Genomic DNA, 23218 nt, shown 5'->3' on the forward strand with positions numbered 1-23218 from the left:
CCAGGTTATATGTATTCGAAAGACTTCAGTAGAGAACATTATCAAAAGATGTTGTTTGGTAAGGAGCCTTATACATTATTTGATGGTTCAAAAGTAAAAACATTTAAACAATACTATGAAGAGCAGTCTGGTGGTAGTTATACGACAGACGGATATGTAACGGAGTGGCTAACAGTTCCAGGAAAAGCATCTGATTATGGAGCTGATGGTAGCAGTGGTCACGATAATAAAGGTCCGAAAGGTGCACGTGATTTAGTGAAAGAAGCTTTGCATGCAGCTGCTGAGAAAGGACTAGATTTATCTCAGTTTGATCAGTTTGATAGATATGATACAAACGGGGATGGGAATCAAAACGAACCTGACGGTGTAATTGATCATTTAATGGTAATCCATGCTGGTGTTGGTCAAGAAGCTGGTGGCGGTAAATTAGGTGATGATGCGATCTGGTCACATCGTTCAAAATTAGCAGTAGATCCAGTAGCGATTGAAGGTACAAAATCAAAGGTAGATTACTTTGGTGGAAAAGTAGCAGCACATGATTACACAATTGAACCAGAAGATGGAGCTGTAGGTGTGTTTGCGCATGAATTTGGACATGATCTTGGATTACCAGATGAATATGACACGAAATATACTGGAAATGGTTCACCTGTCGAAGCTTGGTCATTAATGAGTGGAGGTAGTTGGACAGGAAAAATCGCAGGAACGGAGCCGACAAGTTTTTCACCACAAAATAAAGACTTCTTACAAAAGAATATGGGTGGCAACTGGGCAAAAATATTAGAAGTAGATTACGATAAAATTAAGAGTGGTGTGGGAGTTCCTACATATATTGATCAAAGTGTTACGAAATCAAATCGTCCAGGCGTTGTACGTGTTAACTTACCAGGTAAAAGTGTTGAAACGATTAAACCGGCGTTTGGAAAGCATGCATATTATAGTACAAGAGGCGATGATATGCATACAACGTTAGAGACACCATTCTTTGACTTAACAAAAGGAACAAATACAAAATTCGATTATAAAGCAAATTATGAGTTAGAAGCAGAGTGCGATTTCGTCGAAGTACATGCAGTAACAGAAGATGGAACGAAAACATTAATTGATAGACTTGGAGAAAAAGTAGTCCAAGGAGATAAAGATACAACAGATGGGAAATGGATTGATAAATCATATGATTTAAGTCAATTTAAAGGCAAAAAAGTGAAACTACAATTCGACTATATTACAGATCCGGCTGTAACATATAAAGGTTTTGCGATGGACGATGTAAATGTAACTGTTGATGGACAAGTTGTATTTTCTGATGATGCAGAAGGACAGTCTAAAATGAATTTAAATGGTTTTGTTGTTTCTGATGGGACAGAGAAGAAAGCTCATTATTACTACTTAGAATGGAGAAACTATGCGGGATCAGATAATGGATTAAAAGCAGGAAAAGGTCCAGTGTATAATACAGGTCTTGTCGTTTGGTATGCAGATGATAGCTTTAAAGATAACTGGGTTGGGGTGCATCCAGGTGAAGGATTCCTTGGGGTTGTAGATTCTCATCCAGAAGCACTTGTTGGTAATCTGAACGGGAAACCAGCGTACGGTAATACGGGCATGCAAATTGCAGACGCTGCATTTTCATTTGATAAAACACCAGCATGGAGTGTAAATTCATTAACACGTGGCCAGTTTAACTATTCTGGATTACAAGGTGTTACAACTTTTGATGATTCAAAAGTATATAGTAACAAGCAAATTGTAGATTCAGGAAGAAAAGTTCCAAACCTTGGACTTAAATTCCAAGTTGTTGGACAGGCAGAAGATAAATCGGCAGGCGCTGTTTGGATTAAACGTTAATAACATAAAAGCACATTCTTCATATGAAGAGTGTGCTTTTTAATTTGTACAGTAAGTTATTATTTTAGTTTATGTAATACAAATGTTTATTCATGTGTAGTGTATCAAATTATGTGGAGAAAGGAAATATTTCCGAGGAAATTGTCGAAGTATCGTCGTTATTTATAAACTTTCTTTTTAAAAGAAGTAATGTATTATTGCCTTTACGGCTCAATTTATTTACATTGTTATTTGGTTATACACAAAAGTAATATATTGGGCAAAAAAGAGTTCTATTCAATATGGCTCTTTTTATAGATAGAAAGGAGTAAGCGATAAATGAAAGAAGTTATTGAATGTCCACAGTGTGAAGGGGATATTACTGTACAACATATTATTGATCTCCCACATCCTTTTTCATTAAGGTGTCCACATTGTAAGGTGAAGTTGAAAGAAATAAGGGTAACGTCATGTTTAATATTAGCGATGATTTGTATAATTCCATTGTTTATTATTATTGGAGAGAGTATTAAGGAATTACTAGTAAAATATTTTTCTATTGTAGACAATGTACCAACTGTACTTATTTTCTTTTTATTTTGTTATCCATTGTATTATTTCTATGAAAAATATAATGCTATATTGTTTATTAAATATGGTTTGCTGAAAGTTAAAAGTTGAATTGAATAGGAGATTATCATTATGCTTTGGAAAATATATTTAGTTATTGTAGCAATGTTAGCTATTATTTCGTTAGTAAGGGGTATGTTTCAAACACCAATTCAAAAGTTTGACTTTGTAGTATCTATTATTACGTGGATAGGGCTCTTTGGTTTTGTATTTGATATACAAATATTAACCTCGATTGTTTGGAAATGTATCTTCTTGTTTAGCGTCATTTGGACTTTAACTGCAGTTTTTGTTTTTCGTTTATATGAAGAGCGAGATGAGCCATTACCTTTTATATTTAAATTAATTGGCATTATTCCAACGCTTCCATTATATTACGGATTATATCAATATGCATTTTAAAAAAGACAACGATGGATTATCCCATCATTGTCTTTTTTACTTTGCTTCTTACATAAATCATCCCAGCAAATGTTAATAAAAATGCTGTCCCGATAATGAAGCTGATGCTAGGTGATGCTCCGATTGCGCCGACTGTAAAGGAGCCAGCAACAACTCCTAATGAGAAGAAGGCATAAAATAATCCGAATGCCTTTCCGCGATTATCGTCTGTAGTATTTTCAACGAGTAAAGCGTTAATAGACGGAAAGAGGATTGCGAATCCAATTCCATAAATCATCATTACAATAAAGAGCATACCTTTTGTAGCAAATAATCCGAGTAAAGATAATGCGAATGCCATAACTGCAATTCCGATTAGCATTAGTTTCGAACGATTAAATCGATCGTAAATACGATTTGTTGGAAGCAAGAAGAAGAGGATAGCAGTAATACCAAATACACTTAACATCATGCCTGTTGTAGATGCTTTAAGCGCTAATGCCTCAACTTTTACTGGTAACATATAAGTGACAATTCCTTGTGAAAACATTAATGTGAAAGCACCAATATATGCTTGTAATAACGGTTCTGATTTTAACAGTTCAATCATATCTTCTTTGTTCATCATTTGCGTTCTTGATGTATCTTTTCTTGATACGTTATTTGGTAAGAAGAATAGAGATACGATTGTACCAAGAGCCATTAAAATAGAAATAGTAATGAAGACCCATTCTACGCCAGCTGTTGCTTTCATAATACCGCTGAAAGCAGGTCCTACGATTGCCGCTGTTCCAACAGCAGCACCAGATAGAGCCATTGCTTTTCCTTGTCTTTTTGCATTTGTTTGTTTTGATAAAAATGTAAAGGCAGCAGGAATTAAAAAGCCATCACTAAATCCATGCATAAAGCGCACAACTAATAGTTGTTCACCACTTTGAACAACGGTGTATAACAAGACTATGAAACTCGTAATTCCCATGCTTATATAAAGGATTTTTTTTGCACCAAATTTATCGACAGCGGCTCCAGCAATAATATTACCAATCATATTAGCGAATGAGTACATACCGACAACTAGCCCGATAATAAGAGGAGTTCCTCCAAGGCTTTGAGCGAAAGTACTCATAATAGGTAATTGTGAAAATGTATCTAAAAATGCCACGATAACGATAAAGTAAATAAAATATTTCAAGCGATATTCACCTCTCCAATGCTATTATGGCACAATGCTAATTTCACCTGCAATGAAATTGAATTAACAGATGTGGAAAAAAGTACAAAGTGACAAAATATTGAACGTTATTTGTAAAAAATTAGTAGGGATGTGATTGTTTTTTTGAAATATATGGATAGAAGTATTATAATAGATTTGTAAACTTCACCAGGTTAAGTATATACATAGAGAGGGATGTATAAAATGAAAGCACTACTTTGGCATAATCAACGTGATGTACGAGTAGAAGAAGTACCAGAACCAACAGTAAAACCAGGAACAGTGAAAATCAAAGTTAAATGGTGTGGTATTTGTGGGACAGACTTGCATGAATATTTAGCAGGGCCTATTTTTATTCCAACAGAAGAACATCCATTAACACATGTGAAAGCACCTGTTATTTTAGGTCATGAGTTTAGTGGTGAGGTAATAGAGATTGGTGAAGGAGTTACATCTCATAAAGTGGGAGACCGTGTTGTTGTAGAACCAATTTATTCTTGTGGTAAATGTGAAGCTTGTAAACATGGACATTACAATGTTTGTGAACAACTTGTTTTCCACGGTCTTGGCGGAGAAGGCGGCGGTTTCTCTGAATATACAGTAGTACCAGAAGATATGGTTCATCACATTCCAGATGAAATGACGTATGAACAAGGTGCGCTTGTAGAACCAGCAGCAGTAGCAGTTCATGCAGTACGTCAAAGTAAATTAAAAGAAGGGGAAGCTGTAGCAGTATTTGGTTGCGGTCCAATTGGACTTCTTGTTATCCAAGCAGCTAAAGCAGCAGGAGCAACTCCTATTATTGCAGTTGAACTTTCTAAAGAACGTCAAGAGTTAGCGAAATTAGCAGGTGCAGATTATGTATTAAATCCAGCAACTCAAGATGTGCTAGCTGAAATTCGTAACTTAACAAATGGTTTAGGTGTAAATGTTAGCTTTGAAGTAACAGGTGTTGAAGTTGTATTACGCCAAGCGATTGAAAGTACAAGCTTCGAAGGACAAACTGTAATTGTTAGTGTATGGGAAAAAGACGCAACAATTACTCCGAATAATTTAGTATTAAAAGAAAAAGAAGTTATTGGTATTTTAGGATACCGTCACATCTTCCCAGCTGTTATTAAATTAATTAGCTCTGGTCAAATTCAAGCAGAGAAATTAATTACGAAAAAAATTACAGTGGATCAAGTTATTGAAGAAGGATTTGAAGCACTTGTAAAAGATAAAACACAAGTGAAAATTCTTGTTTCACCTAAATAAGATAGAATCGAAAAGAGTAGCCCTTTTCTAGAAATAGAAGAGGGCTACTTTTTTTCTATACTGAAAGGTGATAGACTTTCCTTTGACTAAATGTATTTTTGTTTGGAAGGGAGAATCTAATGCTTTCATTTTTGTTAACTTTAAAGCGAATGTTAAGAGCCTGTTTACGAGCGTGGAAAGATAAAGAATTTCAAGTATTATTCGTATTAACAATTTTGACTTTAATATCGGGTACAATTTTTTATAGTACGGTTGAAGGGTTACGTCCTTTAGATGCGTTATATTTTAGTGTTGTGACATTGACAACTGTAGGAGATAAAGATTTTAGTCCTCAGACAGATTTTGGAAAGATTTTCACGATATTATATATATTTATTGGAATGGGATTAGTGTTTGGATTTATTCGTAAGCTGGCAACTAATGTACAATTACCAACGATATTATCAAATAGAAAAAAAGAGTAAAGCATTCAGATGCTTTACTCTTTTTTTACATTAGTTTAGACAAGCCTTAATAATAGTTTATTAAAATGAAAGTGTATTCATTCATTATATTCACTGTGTATAAAGTTATAATGATATGAACATTTGCATATTTTGATTTAGTGATAGAATTTTCATGAAAGGTGGGATATTCTAGTCATAGGTTAACCGGATGACATCATAGGATCCTAACAAAATGTTTACAATAATTCAATTATAAAATGGAGGATTTTATATGAAAAAGAAAGTACTTGCTTTAGCGGCAGCTATTACATTAGTTGCTCCATTACAAAGTGTTGCATTTGCTCATGAAAATGATGGGGGACAGAGATTTGGAGTTATTCCGCGCTGGTCTGCTGAAGATAAACATAAAGAAGGCGTGAATTCTCATTTATGGATTGTAAATCGTGCAATTGATATTATGTCTCGTAATACAACACTTGTAAAACAAGATCGAGTTGCACTATTAAATGAATGGCGTACTGAGTTAGAGAACGGTATTTATGCTGCTGACTATGAAAATCCTTATTATGATAATAGCACATTTGCTTCACATTTCTATGACCCTGACAATGGGAAAACTTATATTCCGTATGCAAAGCAGGCAAAGGAAACTGGAGCTAAATATTTTAAATTAGCTGGTGAGTCTTACAAAAATAAAGATATGAAACAAGCATTCTTCTATTTAGGATTATCTCTTCATTATTTAGGTGATGTAAACCAACCGATGCATGCGGCAAACTTTACGAATCTTTCGTATCCACAAGGATTCCATTCTAAATATGAAAACTTTGTAGATACGATAAAAGATAATTATAAAGTAACGGATGGAAATGGGTATTGGAACTGGAAAGGTACGAATCCAGAAGATTGGATTCATGGAGCGGCAGTAGTTGCGAAGCAAGATTATGCTGGCATTGTAAATGATAATACGAAAGATTGGTTCGTAAGAGCAGCTGTATCACAAGAATATGCAGATAAATGGCGCGCTGAAGTTACACCAATGACAGGTAAGCGTTTAATGGATGCACAACGTGTTACTGCTGGATATATTCAGCTTTGGTTTGATACGTACGGAAATCGTTAAGTATTTGAAGAAGGTCAAATCTCAGAATAGAGTATTTGGCCTTTTTATCACTATACAATACATGGAGGTATGAAACGTGAAAGGTAAATTGCTAAAAGGTGTACTTAGCTTAGGTGTTGGTTTAGGAGCTTTATATAGCGGAACGTCAGCTCAAGCAGAAGCATCTACAAATCAAAATGATACATTAAAAGTGATGACGCATAATGTATATATGCTATCAACAAACTTATATCCAAACTGGGGACAAACTGAGCGTGCTGATTTAATTGGGGCGGCAGATTATATAAAGAATCAAGATGTTGTTATATTAAATGAAGTGTTTGATAATAGCGCATCAGATCGTTTATTAGGTAATTTGAAGAAAGAATATCCAAATCAAACAGCAGTATTAGGTCGTAGTAGTGGAAGCGAATGGGATAAAACGTTAGGGAACTATTCATCTTCAACTCCTGAAGATGGTGGCGTTGCGATTGTCAGCAAATGGCCAATCGCTGAAAAGATTCAATATGTATTTGCAAAAGGATGCGGGCCAGATAATTTATCGAATAAAGGATTTGTATATACGAAAATTAAGAAAAATGATCGTTTCATTCACGTAATTGGGACGCATTTGCAGGCTGAAGATAGTATGTGCGGAAAAACTTCACCTGCATCTGTACGTACGAACCAATTAAAAGAAATTCAAGATTTTATTAAAAATAAAAATATACCAAATAATGAGTATGTGTTAATTGGTGGTGATATGAACGTAAATAAAATAAATGCAGAGAACAAGAATGATTCAGAGTATACATCTATGTTTAAAACATTGAACGCTTCTGTACCATCTTATACTGGACATACAGCGACTTGGGATGCAACGACAAACAGTATTGCAAAATATAATTTCCCTGATAGTCCTGCCGAGTATTTAGATTATATTATTGCAAGCAAAGACCATGCGAACCCATCGTATATAGAGAATAAGGTGTTACAGCCGAAATCTCCACAATGGACTGTTACATCATGGTTCCAAAAATATACGTATAATGATTACTCTGATCATTATCCAGTAGAGGCGACTATTTCTATGAAGTAGTTTCAAAAAGTTTCTTCGTAAAGAAGAAACTTTTTTTATTTGCAAACAGGAAAATCACACTTTCTTTCCAATATGTATAAGACATATTGAGAAGAGGAGAGAAAAATGTGGATCGAGGAATTTTTAAAGAAGTTCCATTACCGTGTGCATTTTTGGATGAAGTGGCTTTAGATAGAAATATTCAATCAATTATAGAGTTAAGTGGAAATAAGAAGATTCGTATAGCGAGTAAATCGTTACGTTCTGTTCCGATTATGCAAAAGATTTTAGCTGCAAATGATCGATTTCAAGGTATTATGTGCTTTTCACCTAGAGAGACTTTATTTTTAATAGAACAAGGATTTAATGATTTATTGCTTGGATATCCTGCTTATGATGAAAGAGCTTTGTATGAAATTAGTTTGCTAACAAAGAAAGGTTTCATTATAACTTGTATGGTGGATTGTGAAGAGCATATTGTGTATTTAGAAAAAATTGCTGAGAAATCTAAAGGATGTTTTCGTGTTTGTTTGGATATTGATATGAGTAGTCGTTTCTTTCAATTTCATTTTGGTGTACAAAGATCCCCAGTAAAAAATGTGCAGGATGCGTTGAAAGTAGTAGAAAAGGTGAGAAGGTCATCATATTTAATGTTAGATGGTGTGATGGGTTATGAAGCTCAAATTGCTGGGGTGGGAGACCATATACCGAATCAATGGCTGAAAAGTAAAGTGATTTCGTATTTAAAGCAGAAATCAGTGCTAGAAGTTAAAGAAAGAAGAGAATATATTGTAAAAGCAATACAAAAACTTGGTATTGAGCTAAGGTTTGTAAATGGAGGCGGAACAGGAAGCATAAAAACAACTGAGAAAGATAATTCAGTTTCAGAGATTACAATAGGTTCTGCTTTTTATTCTCCGAAGCTGTTTGATTATTATAAAGAGGTGAAATTTCATCCAGCGGTCGGATTTGCCTTACCAGTTGTGCGTAAACCAGTCCCGTTTATTTACACTTGCCTAGGTGGTGGATATATTGCTTCAGGAGCAGTTGGAAAAGATAAAGAGCCTGAAGTTTGGAGACCAAAGGGTGCAAAACTATTAGCTTTAGAAGGTGCTGGCGAGGTACAAACGCCAATATTTTATAACGGCGAGGAAAGAGTGGACATAGGAGAGTCCATTTTGTTTCGTCATAGTAAGGCTGGTGAATTATGTGAACGCTTTCCTTTTTTGTATCGTGTTAAACAAGGAGAGATTGTTGGGGAGTATTCAACATATCGGGGGGATGGCCAATGCTTTCTATAAAGGGACAAAGGTGGAGGAATTGGACAGGGAATGTAGAAGGGACGCCGCATTATACGATGTATCCAGAAAGTATACAAGATGTAGTAGAAGTAGTGGGGGTTGCACGAAAAAAGGGGCAGAAAATTCGTGTTGTTGGTTCAGGACACTCGTTTACACCCCTTGTGCAAACGGAAGAAGTTTTAGTTTCTTTAGATGAATTGAAGGGCATTGTGAATATTGATGAAGAGAAGATGGTCGCTGAAGTGTGGGCAGGAACAAAGTTATATGATTTAGGGAAGTTACTTGAGGAAAAAGGTTATGCGCAAGAAAATTTAGGGGATATTGATTCGCAATCTATTGCAGGAGCGATTAGTACGGGGACTCATGGAACGGGTATTACCTTTGGGAGCTTATCAACACAAGTTATAGAGATTACGGCAGTTTTATCTAATGGTGAGAGTATAGTTTGTTCGGAAGTTGAGAACGTAGAATATTGGAGAGCGTTTCAGTTGTCACTTGGAATGTTAGGTATCATTGTAAAGATAAAATTGAAGGTTATTCCAGCGTATTCACTCGTTTATGAAAGTGAAAAACAGTCATTATCTACTGTAATGAACAAACTAGAAGAGTATAAGAAGCATCGTCACTTTGAATTTTTCGTTTTTCCTTATTCTGATGAAGTACAAGTAAAACTTACGAACGAAACAACGAATACAGGCAGTGATTTGAAATGGCATAAACTAAAGGTGGAGTTACTTGAAAATAGGATGTTCTCTTTACTATCTAAAGGGTGTAAATGGTTTCCTTCTATAAGTAAAGGAGTGAGTCGATTATCAGCTAAGGCTGTACCAAACACAAAAATAATTGGCCCGAGCTATGAAGTATTTGCTACATCACGTACGGTACCATTTTATGAAATGGAGTATAGCATTCCTTCAAAGTATATGAGGACTGTGGTAGAAGAAATCTCAAATCTTATTGAAAAGAAAAAGTATAAGGTGCACTTCCCGATCGAATGCCGCTATGTGAAAGGTGATGATATATGGCTTAGTCCAGCCTATGGAAGAGATTCAGCGTATATCGCTGTTCATATGTATAAAGGTATGAAATATGCTGCTTACTTTGGCGAAGTGGAAAAAATTTTTATGAAGTATGAAGGGCGTCCGCATTGGGGGAAAATGCATACATTATCGTATGAGCAATTACAAGATATATATCCAGAGTTTCATGCGTTTTTACAGGCGAGGAAGTCTCTAGATGAACTTGGAATGTTTTTTAATCCTTATGCAGAAAAGTTATTTATCCCGCATTAACAGGCAGTAATACTCCCATCTCAAAATTCGGTGGGAGATAACCGCTCGTTTTGGGAGGGTTGATTAAAGTTTCACATTATGTATATGAAAAAGCTGACAAATAATTATTTGTCAGCTTTTTTTAGTGTAATTGCATTTCTTGTATGACTAATATGCTCATAAAATAGTAGTTTATCCCGGCTAAATACATGCAGTAAAACATGAATAATAAACAGGCCGTTAATGATGAATAGGAATAACAATGTAACGAGTAATACTAAAGGTTCTGTATGATTTAACATAGAACTACTAGAAAGAATATAATTGATTCCGCCTAACGCAAAATAAAATATACCGTATCGAATAAATAGTTCTTTTAATGTAATACGATCTGATTTTCCTTTCAGGTGAATGCGAAGCAATGCTTTCCCAATTGTTTTTCCATTCGTAAAGTATGGAATAATAATAAAGTAAATAAGGATTGAACACGTAATGAAAATGAGTTCATACATATTGGTGTAAGATTGCATATTAGAAACGAAGAAAGAATTTCCTTTGTTTTTAATGACAGGTACAACGATAGATAAGAAAATCCAATCAATTTGCATCGCGATAAGGCGACGAATGAATCCGACTGGTTTCGTTTCTAAATTAATATGACTATCTAACTCGTTTGTTTTTGGAAGGAAGTACGTAAATATTGGTGCAATGATAAAACCAATTACGCCACCTAATGTATTTAAAAACAAATCATCGATATCAAATAATCGGTATGCACAATTGTATATACCGTATAATCCAGTCACTTGTGTTAGCTCGAAAAATAGTGAAAGGAAAAAGGAAATGTAAATTGTTTGTAGGAAACTACGTCGGAAATAATAACGTAAGTAAATACCGAATGGAACAGTTAATAGAACATTAAATGCAACTTGTAAAAAAGCAGACTCTTTTAATAAGTAGAAATAAGTAGCCGGTTTCGTTAAAACTGCCGATGTATGACTACTAATCTCTTGTATGAAATAAAATGGTGAGAGTTGCATGTGTTGTGTATTAGCCGATTGTAGGCTACAAGTATCAAACGTTTGTGGCAACGGCAAAATAACAAGAAAATAGGCATTTAATAAGTAAAGTAATAATGAGTATAAAATAAATGAGCGCCATTTATTTAAATAACCGTATTTTCGATAATTAAATATTAGAAAAGGGATTAAAAGAAACATTGCTAAAAAAGGAAATAAAATAAATGCTGTTTTTACTGGAAATAAATATGCAGTCAAAGTGAAACTCCTTTCAATAAAAATTCGTTTATCATTATAGCGCTAAAAATATTTAAATACAAAGTTAAAATCTTTCGAAATAGAAATAATTACTAATTTTATAGGAATTAAGTTATAATAAATTTAATATGAGGATATTATGATTATGTAAGTTGAGAGAGGGTACAAGAGATGCGATATGAACTTTTTTCTGTAAGTGGGGATCATATTACGACTTTTGAAAGTGCATGGCGTTTTCAGGAGGGAGAACAGATTTTTGTTCATGATGATCAAACAAAACGAAACTTTATTATTATTCGTCTGACGCATGATGTATTTCAACAAAATAAACATGTTATTCGTTTGTATTGTCAAGAAAAGAAAGTGTATGCATAAGAGAAGCCCTCTTACAGTATGAAAAGTAAGAGGGCTCTTTATCCCGCTATTTGTGGGAAGCACGATTGGTGAGGATTAAAGTTTCACTTTATCATTTTTCTCCTCGCAAGGAATAAAAAGAGAAGAGTTAATGCACATAGGTAGCATTTGATTTGGAAGAAAGGATATAGCCTTGTATTTTGTACTTCAAAGTTTCATGGCCTTTTCTTTGAGAAAGCCATGTATGGTAATCTTGTTGTGTTTTCCATAACATACGAAACATATATTCTGTCTTATCATTTGTACGATGAACATGTGAAAACTCTATGTTAATAAAACCGTTCGTTCCAGGGGAAGGATAATATTGTTTAAGCTCACAAAGTAGCTCACTTTCATATCCGTACTTAATGTGAATGAGTTTAGTAACTATAAGTATATAAACACCTCTTTTACGATAATAGTAGGAAAGATAGCTTTACTATAATAGTGAACTTAATAATTATTATATTATTCTGAAAATTCTAAGTAAATGATAGGTTTTAACTTAATAAAGGTATAAAAAAGCGAGTCATCTAGTGTAATAGAATGACTCGCTTTCGATTTGTAAGTTTCACTTTATAAGAAAATAAGAGTAAGTACACCTACGATAATACAATAGAAAGAGAAATACTTTAAATTTCCTTTTGCCATAATGTTCATAAACCATTTTAGTGAAATATACGTCATGATAAATGTTGCGATGAATGCAACGACATATGGTACGAATAATGTGTCTAGATTTGGATCATTTGCAATGTCTGTAATGCTTAACAATAAGCCACCTAAGCTAACAGGAATGTATAGTAAGAATGAGAAGCGAAGAGCTGTTTCTTGCTTCATACCAAGTAACATTGCTGCTACGATTGTGGCACCAGATCGGCTTATTCCAGGAATCAGTGCGCAAGCTTGTGCTAATCCGACGATGATTGCATCTTTCATAGAAAGGTCGCCATCATTTTTACGACCGCGTAAATTTCTAATAATCCAAAGGCCGACAGCAGTAATAAGAAGGGAAATCCCAACCATCTTCACACCTTTTAAGTACTGATCGATGTAATCTTTAAATAAAACACCAATAACACCTGCTGGAATGGTTGCAATAACAAGATAAATAATAAAGAAGAAATCTGATTTCGCGTCTTCTGCTCTTGTAAATATATAAGAGAGACCATTCTTCGTCAGACGAATTAAATCATTTCTATAAATAAGTAATACAGCTAATAATGAAGCTGAATTAACAAGTAGTTCGAAGCTAAATCCTTCTATTTTTAGTCCTAGCAAATGTTGTGCTAAAACGAGGTGACCACTTGAAGAAATCGGAATTGGTTCTGTTAGTCCTTGGAACAGACCGAGAATTAAATATTTTAAAACGTAGTAAAATTGTTCCATAATAACCTCCTTGTTTATTAGTTGAAAGAAACAACTTTTCCATTATAACAAAGATATGGATGAATATTGAAAAGAAATAAATATTCGAAATAAAATAAAAATCCCTTATAGCAGTATAAGGGATTTTTATTTTTAATTAAGAAGTTACTGTTCCTTGAAGACTTTTAGACAATTGAACATCGACTTTTTCAGCATCATGAATATGATTCATAATAGTAGTATTTAATTTTTGGAACATTTGTTGTGTATTAGCGAATTCTCGTAATATGTCATCATTACAAGACTTTTGGTTTTCAATAGCCTTAATAACATTTGTAGCGCCATTTTGTAACGTTTGAATCATAACTAAAATATTTTCAATTCTAGCGTTTGTATCGGCGCTCATTTCTACACCTTCATCGACTAAATGTAAATTATCTTTTGTATTATCGTATGCTTTTTCAATTTCTTCTTGAATTTTTTTCGTTAAGTTGCCGATGTTTTTTGTGCTTTCTGCTGTACTTTCCGCTAGTTTTCTTACTTCATTGGCAACGACAGCGAATCCTTTACCGTGCTCTCCAGCACGTGCGGCTTCAATACTCGCATTTAAGGCAAGTAAATTTGTTTGTGCTGCAATGTTTTGAATGACTTCTACAATTTGCTCGATTTCCTTTGAGCGTTCGCTTAGATGATTCATACTATTAGACGTGCGTTGAGATTGTTCACCTAATTTATTAATTACAATAAGTAAGCGGTGAACGGATTCTTTTCCTTCATTAGAGCAGTCAATAATTTCTGCAATAGACTGAATTAAGCTTTGTTCCTTTTGCAACATTTCATTATTTAACTCATTGGAATGTGTCGTACGTGTTGAAACATTTTCGAAACATGAACTTAATTGTTGAACTAAATTTTGGAGTGTATTGTGTTGGTTATTTACAAGTTGATGCTCTTGTACAACGCTTTGTACACGATCGTGGATAGTCGAAATAGTCTCTTGTTTTTCAATATCTTTTTGTTTCAATTCTGCTTCTAATTCTTGTATACGCTCTTCTAATTGAGCAATTGTATGTTGGAGTGATTTCTTTTGAGTAAACATGTATTTATTTCAACCGCCTTCGAAAGTTATATTTTCTCTATATTTGGATTTTAGCATCTTTTGTATTTTTTAAATATAGGAATTGTTAAATATTTAAGAATCTATTACATTTTATTCATAATTCTCTTTTTTTTGTCACGAAAAATAAACTGTATTTAATCGTTTTGTAAACAAACTGTAAAATAAATCATGTATAACTGTATAAGAAGGGAGTCGGATTATGAACTATTTTAAGCGAATCAGCTGTCTAGTATTAGCAGGAATTATCGGTCTTTCTAGTACAGTCGCTGTTAAAGCAGAGTCAAACGACGAGAAACTTAACAACATGCAACAGCAATTGCAACAAAACGATGCAGAAATGCAAAAGAAAGAGCAAGAGAAGCAAGCTGTTAGTAAAGAAATTAAAGGTATCGAAAACGAACTACATAATTTAAATAATACAATTGCAAAAAATAAAGAGGATCAAGCTGCTATTCAACGTAAAATCGATGAAACACATAAGCAGATTGAACAAAAAAAGGAAGAAATTGTCGTTTTAGAGGATAAAGTCCTTGCTCGTAAAGACATTATGAGAAAACGTATGGTTTCTGTTCAAAACAGTTCAAATACAAGTTTAGTAGTAGAAGTTGTAGTAGAGTCAAAAAACTTTGCAGACTTCTTACAACGTATGAACGCAGTTTCTACTATTCTAGAAGCTGATAAAGAAATTTTACGTCTACAAGAACAAGATCTTCGTCAAATTGAAGAAGATAAGAAAACAATTGACGAAAAAGAAGCATCTTTAGTAGTAGACAAACAAAAATTAGCAAAAGCGCAAGCTGAACTGCAAGATAACTTGAAAAAACGTCAAGATAACTTACAAACAGTTCAAGCTAAATATAATGAGGTTGCAAGTCAGCTTAATTTAGCAGCGGAAGAGAAAGCTAAAATTGAATCAAATATGAAGGCAGTACAAGAAACAATTGCTCGTGAACAAGAAGCAGCAAGAATCGCAGCGGAAGAGCGTGCAAAAGCAGAAGCGGCTGCAAAGGCTGAGCAAGAAGCTTTAGCGAAAGCACAAGCAGAAATTGCTGAAAAGCAAAAGCAAGAAAAAGCTAGTAAACCGGCAGAACCAGTTGCTAATAATAATTCGAAGGTAGAACCTGCACAACCTTCTAAGCCAACTGCTGGTGGGAAAGAAATTTATGTAGAAGCTACAGCTTATACAGCTGATCCAGCGGAAAATGGTTATGCGTCAGGTCAACAAGTATTTTCTGCATGGGGACCAGGTGGTAAAGGTTATAATCTAACTGCAAACCCAGGAATGAAATTAATTGCTGTAGATCCAAGTGTTATTCCATTAGGCAAAACTGTAAATGTTGAAGGTTATGGAGTCGCAATTGCAGCAGATACTGGTGGAGCGATTAAAGGTAACAGAATTGATGTGTTAATGCCTGATAAAGGGTCTTCTAGTCAATGGGGAAGAAAAATCGTTAAAGTTACAATTTTAAACTAAAACGTAATCCAACTTTACAATACGTAGAGTTGGATTTTTTACAATATTAATGTTAAGTTGAGTTTACATTTTGTTAAGGATAGCATACAATAATGGTGAGAGGTGGTAAATTTGACCATTTTAAACAGAGTAAAAGAATTAAGAGCTCGTTTTAATTTTTCACAAAGTGTATTAGCAGAAAAGGTTGGTGTGACGAGACAAACAGTTGCTGCAATTGAAAAAGGGGATTACGTTCCTTCATTGTTACTAGCATTGATGATTTGTGATGTATTCCAGTTAAAGATGGAAGACGTGTTTGTTTTAAATAAGGAGGGGGAAGAGGATGAGTAGAATTGGTTTTTCTTATATTATAAATGTACTCTATACTGCACTAGCATGCTGGACATTTGTTGAATTTTATAGTGTTATTACAGAGTTAGCAGACATATTTAAAAACGAGAAATTCCCGTTTGAAGTAGCGGTTAATGGAGTACCATTTATTTTATTATTTATTGGAGCTATTATAGTTACAATTTTTTATAGAATTCAAAAGAAAAAATATAAGAATTTATCTTTTTGGATGTATCCATTATTATTTCCACTAGAAGATGAACGTGAAAAAGCGATTACGGATAAAGCTTGTCGAACAACATTTGTATCGTTATGGTTTGTGTTACCTTGTGCAGTTGGATTTTTAACTTTTTCGCCTATTATTAATGAATATCTTCCTGGATACCCATTATATATTCTATTTTCTATTTTCTTTATTCAAATGACAGTATTTCACGTATCATTATACAGAAATAAATTAGCTTAAAAAGAAACCTTCTTGCACCGGCAAGAAGGTTTCTTTTCAGCTAATACTTGTACATATAGCGATATTATTTTATCATTTTATATAGAGTAAGATTTTGTAAGGGAAAGGAATTGTATATGAATAAGCAAAGAATTTATAGTATAGTAGCAATCCTTCTATTTGTTGTAGGTGGCGTGTTAATTGGAAAGCCATTTTATGATGGGTATCAGGCTGAAAAGAAACAGACTGAAAATGTGCAGGCTGTTCAAAAGATGGATTATGAAAAGCATGAGACGGAATTTGTAGATGCTTCCAAAATTAATCAACCAGACTTGGCGGAAGTAGCGAATGCATCATTAGATAAGAAACAAGTAATTGGTCGTATTTCGATTCCAAGTGTTTCAGTAGAACTGCCTGTTTTGAAAGCTTCTACTGAAAAAAACTTATTAACAGGTGCAGCGACAGTAAAAGAGAATCAAGTTATGGGAAAAGGAAATTACGCACTAGCAGGACATAACATGTCTAAAAAAGGTGTTTTATTTAGTGATATAGCTTCTTTGAAAAAAGGCGATAAAATTTATTTGTATGACAATGAAAATGAATATGAGTATGCGGTTACTGGTGTATCTGAAGTAACTCCTGATAAGTGGGAAGTTGTGGAGGATCATGGGAAAGATGAGATAACGCTTATTACATGTGTATCTGTAAAGGATAATTCTAAGCGTTATGTTGTTGCTGGTGATTTAGTAGGAACGAAGGCGAAGAAGTAAAAAAGAAGGTGAACTCTTTAAAGAGTTCACCTTCTTTTTTACTAATGTTGAGAAAAAATAGAATGTTTTGGTTTGTATTTAAGTATTCTTCTATTTATGTATAATAAAGTTATAATTCTATATTTTGGGAGGAACAAGAGTGAGACAACAGGTGAAGAAACTTCTTTTAACAACGAGTATAGCGTTATTGGTAGCTCCAATTTCAGCTTATGCGCATCCAGGGCGTACAGATGCTAATGGCGGACATACGTGTCGTACAAATTGTGAGAAATGGGGATTACAGTACGGGGAATATCATTATCACAATAAACCAGCTTCTAGTAGTGGTGCAACGAGCCCAGCTCCTAGCCAGAATAATAATAGTGCTGTAGAAGCTGAGAGACAAGCAGAAGCACAGCGCAATACTGAGGCTGAAAAACAACGTGCTGCAGAAGCACAGCGCAACGCTGAGGCTGAAAAACAACGTAATGCAGAAGCACAGCGTAAAGCTGAAGAAGAGAGACAACGTGTAGCCGAAGAACAAAGAAAAGCTGAAGAGGCACGTAAGCAAGAGGAAGCGCAGCGCCAAGCTGATATGGAAAAAGGTCAACTTGAAGGTCAAAAGAATGGAGAAACTGATTTTAAAGCAGGAAAAAATGATGCAGAAGTGCATGTAGCTGGAAAATCTGATGCATATAAACAAGCGTTTAAAGCGACTTATGCAGCCGCATGGTCTTTAGAAGAGCAGAAGAAAACGCATTTTGAAAAAGGAAAAGAACAAGGTTTAGCACAAGAGACGATGGACGATAGTCAAGTTGCTCCAGAGTTTAAGGTAAACTTTGTAGACGGGTTCAAAGTAGGGAATAAAGAAAGAACAGAAAAAATTGAAAAAGAACAAGCTGAATTAGGAGAAAAGACAGGGAAAGAACTAGCTGAAAAGAATCCTGGAAATAGAGAGAAAGAAGTATACGTGAAGGCATATGAAACAGCGTATGAAAAAGGCTATAAGTCTACAAAAAAGGCAGTAGAAAAGGCTGGCTATAAGTATGCATTTGAAAACTATAATTTAAAAGTTCCTGCTAAGTATGAAAGAAATGAATTGTTAAAGAAATGGTTTACTGAAGGGTTTAAATTGAATAAAAAAGCAGCAGAAATTCGAGAAGAAGGGTATAAAAAGGGAGACAGCTGGTTCTCATTCTTCTATAAGAGTTTCGTACCAAGTGAATATAAAGAACATAAAGAGCTGTACGAACAAGCAATAGAAAAAGGTAAAACGGCATAAAAAAAGATGAGGAGAAATTCCTCATCTTTTTTAATCCATCCATTTCACTAATTTCTTAGAAATTAATAATAAAACACAACCTAATACAATTGCCACAGCGCCAATAACCGTGAATACTTCAGCGTATCCAAGTGAGGTTGTGAAGCTTGCAAGTTGTCCGCCTAAAATGTTGGCGATACCTGAACTTGCTAGCCATACACCCATTAGTAAAGATGCTAATTTTACCGGAGCAAGCGCACTAACCATTGATAGTCCGACAGGTGATAAGAATAGCTCACCTAACGTATGGAAAAGATACGTAAAGACGATAAATAGTAAGTTTGCTTTTTCTGTAATGTTATGTTCATCACTACCTGTTTTTAATGTAGCGATAACGAGAATGATATAACCGATACCAAGCAAGATCATACCAAGTCCCATTTTAGTTGGGATTTTTAAATCACCGCGCTTGCGAGTTGCAAGTTTTGCCCATAATGCAGAAATGACTGGAGCAAGTAAAATAATAAATAATGGATTGACCGATTGGAACCAAGATGTTGGAACTTCCCATCCGAAGACAGAGCGGTCTACAAATTTGTTTGTATATAATGTTAAGGAGCTACCAGCTTGTTCAAAGCCAGCCCAGAAGAAGACAACGAAGCATGTTAAAATGACGATAACTGCGGTACGTTGTTTTTCTTTTTTTGTTAACGGTGTATCTCCTACTGATGGTTGTCCATCTGTTGTTTGTAAATCGCGAGTTGGTTTTTTACCGATATCACCAAGGAAGCGATTTGATAATGTTGTAAATAAAATTTGTCCAATAATCATTCCGATTGAAGCGGCTAAGAAACCGTAACGGAATCCGTAATGTACAACGCCATCAACTGTTGTTTTGAATAAATTTTCTGATAAAAACCCGCAAACGAGTGGAGCTAAAAATGACCCGACGTTAATACCCATATAGAAAATGGTAAATGCACTATCACGTTTTGGATCGTTCTCTTCGTATAATTCTCCAACCAGTGTAGAGATGTTCGGTTTGAAGAATCCGTTACCGATAATAATAAGCGCTAATCCGAGGTATAGGCCTAATTGGTTTTGCAAGGCAAATAGTGTAAGGTTACCGATTGCCATTGTTATACCACCAATTGTGATTGCTTTTCGTCTACCTAGAAAACGGTCTGTTAAGTATCCACCAATCATTGGTGTGAAATAACAGGCTCCAGTATAAAATCCGTAAATAGAGAGTGCCCATGCGGGACTAAACCCAAGACCACCGCTTACTAAAGCTGTCGTTAAATATAATGTTAATAATCCTCGTAATCCATAGTAACTAAATCTTTCCCACATTTCTGTAAAGAAGAGTAAGTATAAACCTGGAGGATGTTTCTTTTTTCTTTGTTGTTCTCTTTCTAGTTGTATCGCTGATTCCATGTTATTTTCCTCCTGACACAAACAAAAACAAAGTTAATAATTTTGTACATTTAATATTTTACCTTATTAACTATTATAAGTCAATAAAGGTTGATTTTTCAGAAGAGATTGGAAAAAGGGAATAGCTATAGAAGGGGTGTTTCTTTTGTGATAGACTATGGACTATGTTTTCTTTGTAAGGAAGCGGGTTATTGTACTTTTTTTATATGTGGAATTGATTTCATAAAAGATGAAATTAAAGAAGGAGAAAGAAATGAAATTGTTACAGAAAAAAGAAATTTTACTTATTAGTCTTATGTTATTCTCGATGTTCTTTGGAGCAGGGAATCTTATATTCCCACCTTTTCTTGGATATGAAGCAGGAGAACATGTGTGGATTTCGTTAGTAGGATTTATTATATCAGCAACAGGTCTTCCTATATTAGGTGTTATTTCTATTGCAAAAGCAGGAAGTTTTCAAACGTTAGCGGGTAGAGTTCATTCTTCATTTGCAATTATTTTTCCATGTATCGTGTATGTATTTATTGGACCTGGGCTTGGTATACCACGTGCGGGAAGTTTAGCCTTTGAAATGGGGCCAGGTCAGTTATTCCCTGAAGCAGGAAGTGGAGTATTATTGTTTTACACAGTTATTTTCTTTAGTATTGTTTACTGGTTAAGTTTATCACCATCTAAACTAATGGGGTTGTTTGGAAAAGTCTTGACGCCGTTATTATTATGTATGATTGCACTTATTTTTATAAAGAGTATGTTTACAACAGTAGGAGATATGAAAGAACCAATAGGGAACTATGGCCAAGCTCCTATGTTTCAAGGGTTTTTAGATGGATATTTAACAATGGATGCGTTAGCTGCTTTAATCTTTGGAATTGTTATTGCAAATGCATTACGTGCAAAGGGTATTGAAGATGATAAAGGTTTAGCGAAATATATGAGTATTGCTGGAATCGGGGCAGGACTATTATTATCGATTATTTATGTCATCCTTGGATATGTGGGGGCAATTAGTGGCTCATTAGGAACATTTGATAACGGTGCCAAAGTGTTAGCACAAGTTATGACTACATTATTTGGACAGGGCGGAGTCGTTTTATTAGGTCTTATTTTTACTATCTCATGTTTATGTGTTTCAATTGGACTTGTTACGTCTTGTAGTCAATTTTTTTCGAGTGCATTTCCGAAAGTATCTTATAAAGTGTGGGCATTTATAGTAAGCGTTGTTAGTATGATCTTAGCTAATTTAGGATTAACGCAAATTTTAAAAGTATCAGTACCAATTCTTGGATTTATTTATCCAATTGCATTAACGCTTATTATTCTAGGGTTATTCCATAAGTATATTGGGAAGTATGCATACGTATATGCAGTAACTGTTTGGATTGTAGCAATATTTAGTGCAATTGATATTTTAAATAAAAATGTAATGATGAATCAGTGGACGTCAGTATTAAAATACATTCCGTTTTATACAGAAGGTGTTGGATGGATTGTTCCAGCTATTGTAGGCATGTGTCTTGGTTTCATCGTTAGCATTGCTTTAAATAAGAATAAATGAGTAAAAAGGTGTTTTCCTATTTTGGGAAGACACCTTTCTTTTTTTGGAAAAATACTATTGAAAATGAATAGACTAAGAGTATGATAAAGGTAATTGGTAATATATAGGTTTAATGAGAGTTACGAATAAGGGGGTAGCATATGAAGAAGGATTTGGATAAGAAAATAGAAGCACTCGAAACGGCAATTGAAACGATTCAAGAAGCACTTGCTGAATTAAAGGTGAAGCAAAGGGAAATAGAAGTAGAAAACGCTCAGCAACATGTTAGTAAGGATAAGAAAGAATATATTGAAACGGTAATGGAGGAAAAGCCAAAAGAAGAAATAGTTAAGATAAAAGAGCCTTTGCAAGAACGTGAGGTAAAACAAGTAGATATATCTGCTTTTAAACCAGAGCCATTTAATATTATTAAGTTTTGTCAAACGTGGTTACCGCGTGTATTTGTCGGTATTATGTTGCTTGGAGTGATCTGGTTATTTAAAGCAGGGGTAGATGCTGGTTTATTAACACCAGCAATACGAATTGTGTTTGGTATCGCATTATCTATCGGTTTGTATTATATAGGAGATATTCAAATTAAAAGAGAGCGGCAGGCGTTAGGATTAGTATTGGTTGGAGGAAGTATTTCGGGGATTGTTTTAACGACGTTTGCGGCACATTATTTGTATGCATTTATTCCGGCAAGTATCGCGTTTCTCTTTAATATTACATGGGTTATTTTAGGGATTTATTTAGCGAAAAGATATAACTCGGAATACCTTACTATCTTCGTAGCGGTAGGAGCGTTCTTCGTGCCATTCTTGTTAAATAGTACGACTCCTAATCCTTATATTTTCTTTGGATATGAGACAGTGTTAACACTTAGTTTATTATGGTATGGATTGAAAAATCGTTATAAATATTTATATATGATTTCTTACGCTGTTGCGGCCATTGTTCTTTTTGTCTTCTTTGCTGTTATGTCAATATTAGTAGAGAACTTGCAAATACAGTTAACGATTGTATATGGTTTGATTCATTTACTATTATTTTGGCATATGTTTACGGAGAGAAGTTTTATACCAGAACCGCGTTTGGCGATATTTAGTGCGAATGCAGTTTTCTTTATACTAGCTATTGCTAAAATACCTGATTTTACAACATGGGGATTGATTATTAGTGCAATTGTGCACGCTGCTATGTTTGTGCTTGAGTATAGGAAGAATAGACATTCTACATTTACAAATCTCTTATTTGGTTTCACAATGGGAGCATTTAGTTTAGCGATTTTATACGAGTATAGTTTAGTGAATGCAGCGATCGT

22 protein-coding genes and 1 pseudogene are annotated in these 23218 nt (G+C 34.5%); 17 read left to right on the plus strand and 6 right to left on the minus strand.

Features of this window, described 5'->3' with window-relative positions; translation table 11 throughout:
* From inhA2 to MR167_RS22660, 3 genes are all read left to right on the plus strand, one after another.
* Window positions 1-1848, plus strand: a 1848-nt coding sequence (inhA2, locus tag MR167_RS22650) for a M6 family metalloprotease immune inhibitor InhA2 (RefSeq protein ID WP_242315512.1), incomplete at its 5' end; no start/stop codon positions are given.
* A gap of 318 nt (window positions 1849-2166) precedes the next feature.
* A complete protein-coding gene (locus tag MR167_RS22655; RefSeq protein WP_242315514.1) occupies window positions 2167-2508 on the plus strand; it encodes a hypothetical protein in 342 nt (113 codons plus the stop codon).
* Window positions 2509-2529: 21 nt separating this feature from the next.
* Window positions 2530-2859, plus strand: coding sequence for a hypothetical protein (locus tag MR167_RS22660; RefSeq protein ID WP_000964465.1), 330 nt, complete (start codon window positions 2530-2532; stop codon window positions 2857-2859).
* A gap of 16 nt (window positions 2860-2875) precedes the next feature.
* Here MR167_RS22660 and MR167_RS22665 read toward each other — a convergent pair whose 3' ends face one another.
* Window positions 2876-4030, minus strand: a complete 1155-nt coding sequence (locus MR167_RS22665; RefSeq protein ID WP_000873268.1) for an MFS transporter — start codon at window positions 4028-4030, stop codon at window positions 2876-2878.
* 225 nt (window positions 4031-4255) lie between these two features.
* Between MR167_RS22665 and bdhA the strand changes: the two genes are divergently transcribed.
* From bdhA to MR167_RS22695, 6 genes are all read left to right on the plus strand, one after another.
* Entirely contained in the window at window positions 4256-5308 is a 1053-nt protein-coding gene (gene bdhA, locus MR167_RS22670) for a (R,R)-butanediol dehydrogenase (RefSeq protein WP_242315516.1), read from the plus strand.
* 119 nt (window positions 5309-5427) lie between these two features.
* On the plus strand, window positions 5428-5772 hold the full coding sequence (locus MR167_RS22675; RefSeq protein ID WP_000948212.1) for a potassium channel family protein: 345 nt from the start codon (window positions 5428-5430) through the stop codon (window positions 5770-5772).
* A 253-nt stretch (window positions 5773-6025) separates the two neighbouring features.
* Window positions 6026-6877 carry a phospholipase CerA gene (gene cerA / locus MR167_RS22680; protein ID WP_000730997.1) on the plus strand — a complete coding sequence of 284 codons (852 nt, stop codon included), beginning with the start codon at window positions 6026-6028 and terminating at the stop codon, window positions 6875-6877.
* 76 nt (window positions 6878-6953) lie between these two features.
* Window positions 6954-7955 (plus strand): sphingomyelinase C, encoded by a 1002-nt coding sequence (sph, locus tag MR167_RS22685; protein ID WP_000676793.1) that lies wholly within the window; start codon window positions 6954-6956, stop codon window positions 7953-7955.
* A gap of 107 nt (window positions 7956-8062) precedes the next feature.
* Window positions 8063-9235: an amino acid deaminase/aldolase gene (locus MR167_RS22690; protein WP_000373749.1), complete on the plus strand. Its 1173-nt coding sequence runs from the start codon at window positions 8063-8065 to the stop codon at window positions 9233-9235.
* Window positions 9223-10527, plus strand: coding sequence for a D-arabinono-1,4-lactone oxidase (locus MR167_RS22695; RefSeq protein WP_242315518.1), 1305 nt, complete (start codon window positions 9223-9225; stop codon window positions 10525-10527). The genes MR167_RS22690 and MR167_RS22695 overlap by 13 nt, the downstream gene beginning before the upstream one ends.
* A 104-nt stretch (window positions 10528-10631) precedes the next feature.
* Here MR167_RS22695 and MR167_RS22700 read toward each other — a convergent pair whose 3' ends face one another.
* The gene (locus MR167_RS22700) at window positions 10632-11783 is read right to left on the minus strand and encodes a VanZ family protein (protein WP_000128031.1); all 1152 of its coding nucleotides are present in this window, start codon (window positions 11781-11783) and stop codon (window positions 10632-10634) included.
* A 171-nt stretch (window positions 11784-11954) separates the two neighbouring features.
* Here MR167_RS22700 and MR167_RS22705 point away from each other — a divergent pair, with 171 nt between their 5' ends.
* Window positions 11955-12158 (plus strand): hypothetical protein, encoded by a 204-nt coding sequence (locus MR167_RS22705; RefSeq protein ID WP_001268332.1) that lies wholly within the window; start codon window positions 11955-11957, stop codon window positions 12156-12158.
* A gap of 127 nt (window positions 12159-12285) precedes the next feature.
* Here MR167_RS22705 and MR167_RS22710 read toward each other — a convergent pair whose 3' ends face one another.
* The 3 genes and pseudogenes from MR167_RS22710 to MR167_RS33735 form a co-directional block, all read right to left on the minus strand.
* Window positions 12286-12573 (minus strand): antibiotic biosynthesis monooxygenase family protein, encoded by a 288-nt coding sequence (locus tag MR167_RS22710; RefSeq protein ID WP_043333453.1) that lies wholly within the window; start codon window positions 12571-12573, stop codon window positions 12286-12288.
* Window positions 12574-12752: 179 nt separating this feature from the next.
* Window positions 12753-13565 carry an undecaprenyl-diphosphate phosphatase gene (locus MR167_RS22715; protein ID WP_000434794.1) on the minus strand — a complete coding sequence of 271 codons (813 nt, stop codon included), beginning with the start codon at window positions 13563-13565 and terminating at the stop codon, window positions 12753-12755.
* Window positions 13566-13701: 136 nt separating this feature from the next.
* A pseudogene (locus MR167_RS33735) lies at window positions 13702-14232 on the minus strand (methyl-accepting chemotaxis protein); the annotation flags it as partial.
* 631 nt (window positions 14233-14863) lie between these two features.
* Here MR167_RS33735 and MR167_RS22725 point away from each other — a divergent pair.
* The 5 genes from MR167_RS22725 to MR167_RS22745 all read left to right on the plus strand — a co-directional run bounded on the left by MR167_RS22725 (window position 14864) and on the right by MR167_RS22745 (window position 18944).
* Entirely contained in the window at window positions 14864-16138 is a 1275-nt protein-coding gene (locus tag MR167_RS22725) for a 3D domain-containing protein (protein ID WP_001105781.1), read from the plus strand.
* A gap of 111 nt (window positions 16139-16249) precedes the next feature.
* Complete coding sequence (locus MR167_RS22730) at window positions 16250-16468, plus strand: helix-turn-helix transcriptional regulator (protein WP_000154017.1); 219 nt, start codon at window positions 16250-16252, stop codon at window positions 16466-16468.
* Entirely contained in the window at window positions 16461-16934 is a 474-nt protein-coding gene (locus MR167_RS22735) for a DUF2178 domain-containing protein (RefSeq protein ID WP_000086544.1), read from the plus strand. The genes MR167_RS22730 and MR167_RS22735 overlap by 8 nt, the downstream gene beginning before the upstream one ends.
* A gap of 116 nt (window positions 16935-17050) precedes the next feature.
* Complete coding sequence (locus MR167_RS22740) at window positions 17051-17683, plus strand: class A sortase (RefSeq protein WP_001041729.1); 633 nt, start codon at window positions 17051-17053, stop codon at window positions 17681-17683.
* Window positions 17684-17822: 139 nt separating this feature from the next.
* Window positions 17823-18944, plus strand: a complete 1122-nt coding sequence (locus MR167_RS22745) for a YHYH domain-containing protein (protein ID WP_106103610.1) — start codon at window positions 17823-17825, stop codon at window positions 18942-18944.
* 30 nt (window positions 18945-18974) lie between these two features.
* On the opposite strand, the gene MR167_RS22750 is transcribed toward MR167_RS22745, so the two are convergent.
* A complete protein-coding gene (locus MR167_RS22750; RefSeq protein WP_000443141.1) occupies window positions 18975-20360 on the minus strand; it encodes a peptide MFS transporter in 1386 nt (461 codons plus the stop codon).
* A 253-nt stretch (window positions 20361-20613) separates the two neighbouring features.
* On the opposite strand from MR167_RS22750, the gene brnQ1 reads away from it, so the two are divergent.
* Both brnQ1 and MR167_RS22760 read left to right on the plus strand, forming a co-directional pair.
* The gene (brnQ1, locus tag MR167_RS22755; protein WP_000771704.1) at window positions 20614-21915 is read left to right on the plus strand and encodes a branched-chain amino acid transport system II carrier protein BrnQ1; all 1302 of its coding nucleotides are present in this window, start codon (window positions 20614-20616) and stop codon (window positions 21913-21915) included.
* Window positions 21916-22055: 140 nt separating this feature from the next.
* Window positions 22056-23218: DUF2339 domain-containing protein (locus tag MR167_RS22760; RefSeq protein ID WP_242315520.1), on the plus strand; the 1163-nt coding region annotated here is incomplete at its 3' end.

This window comes from Bacillus cereus group sp. BfR-BA-01355, from assembly GCF_022663675.1.
Lineage (GTDB): Bacteria > Bacillota > Bacilli > Bacillales > Bacillaceae_G > Bacillus_A > Bacillus_A thuringiensis_S.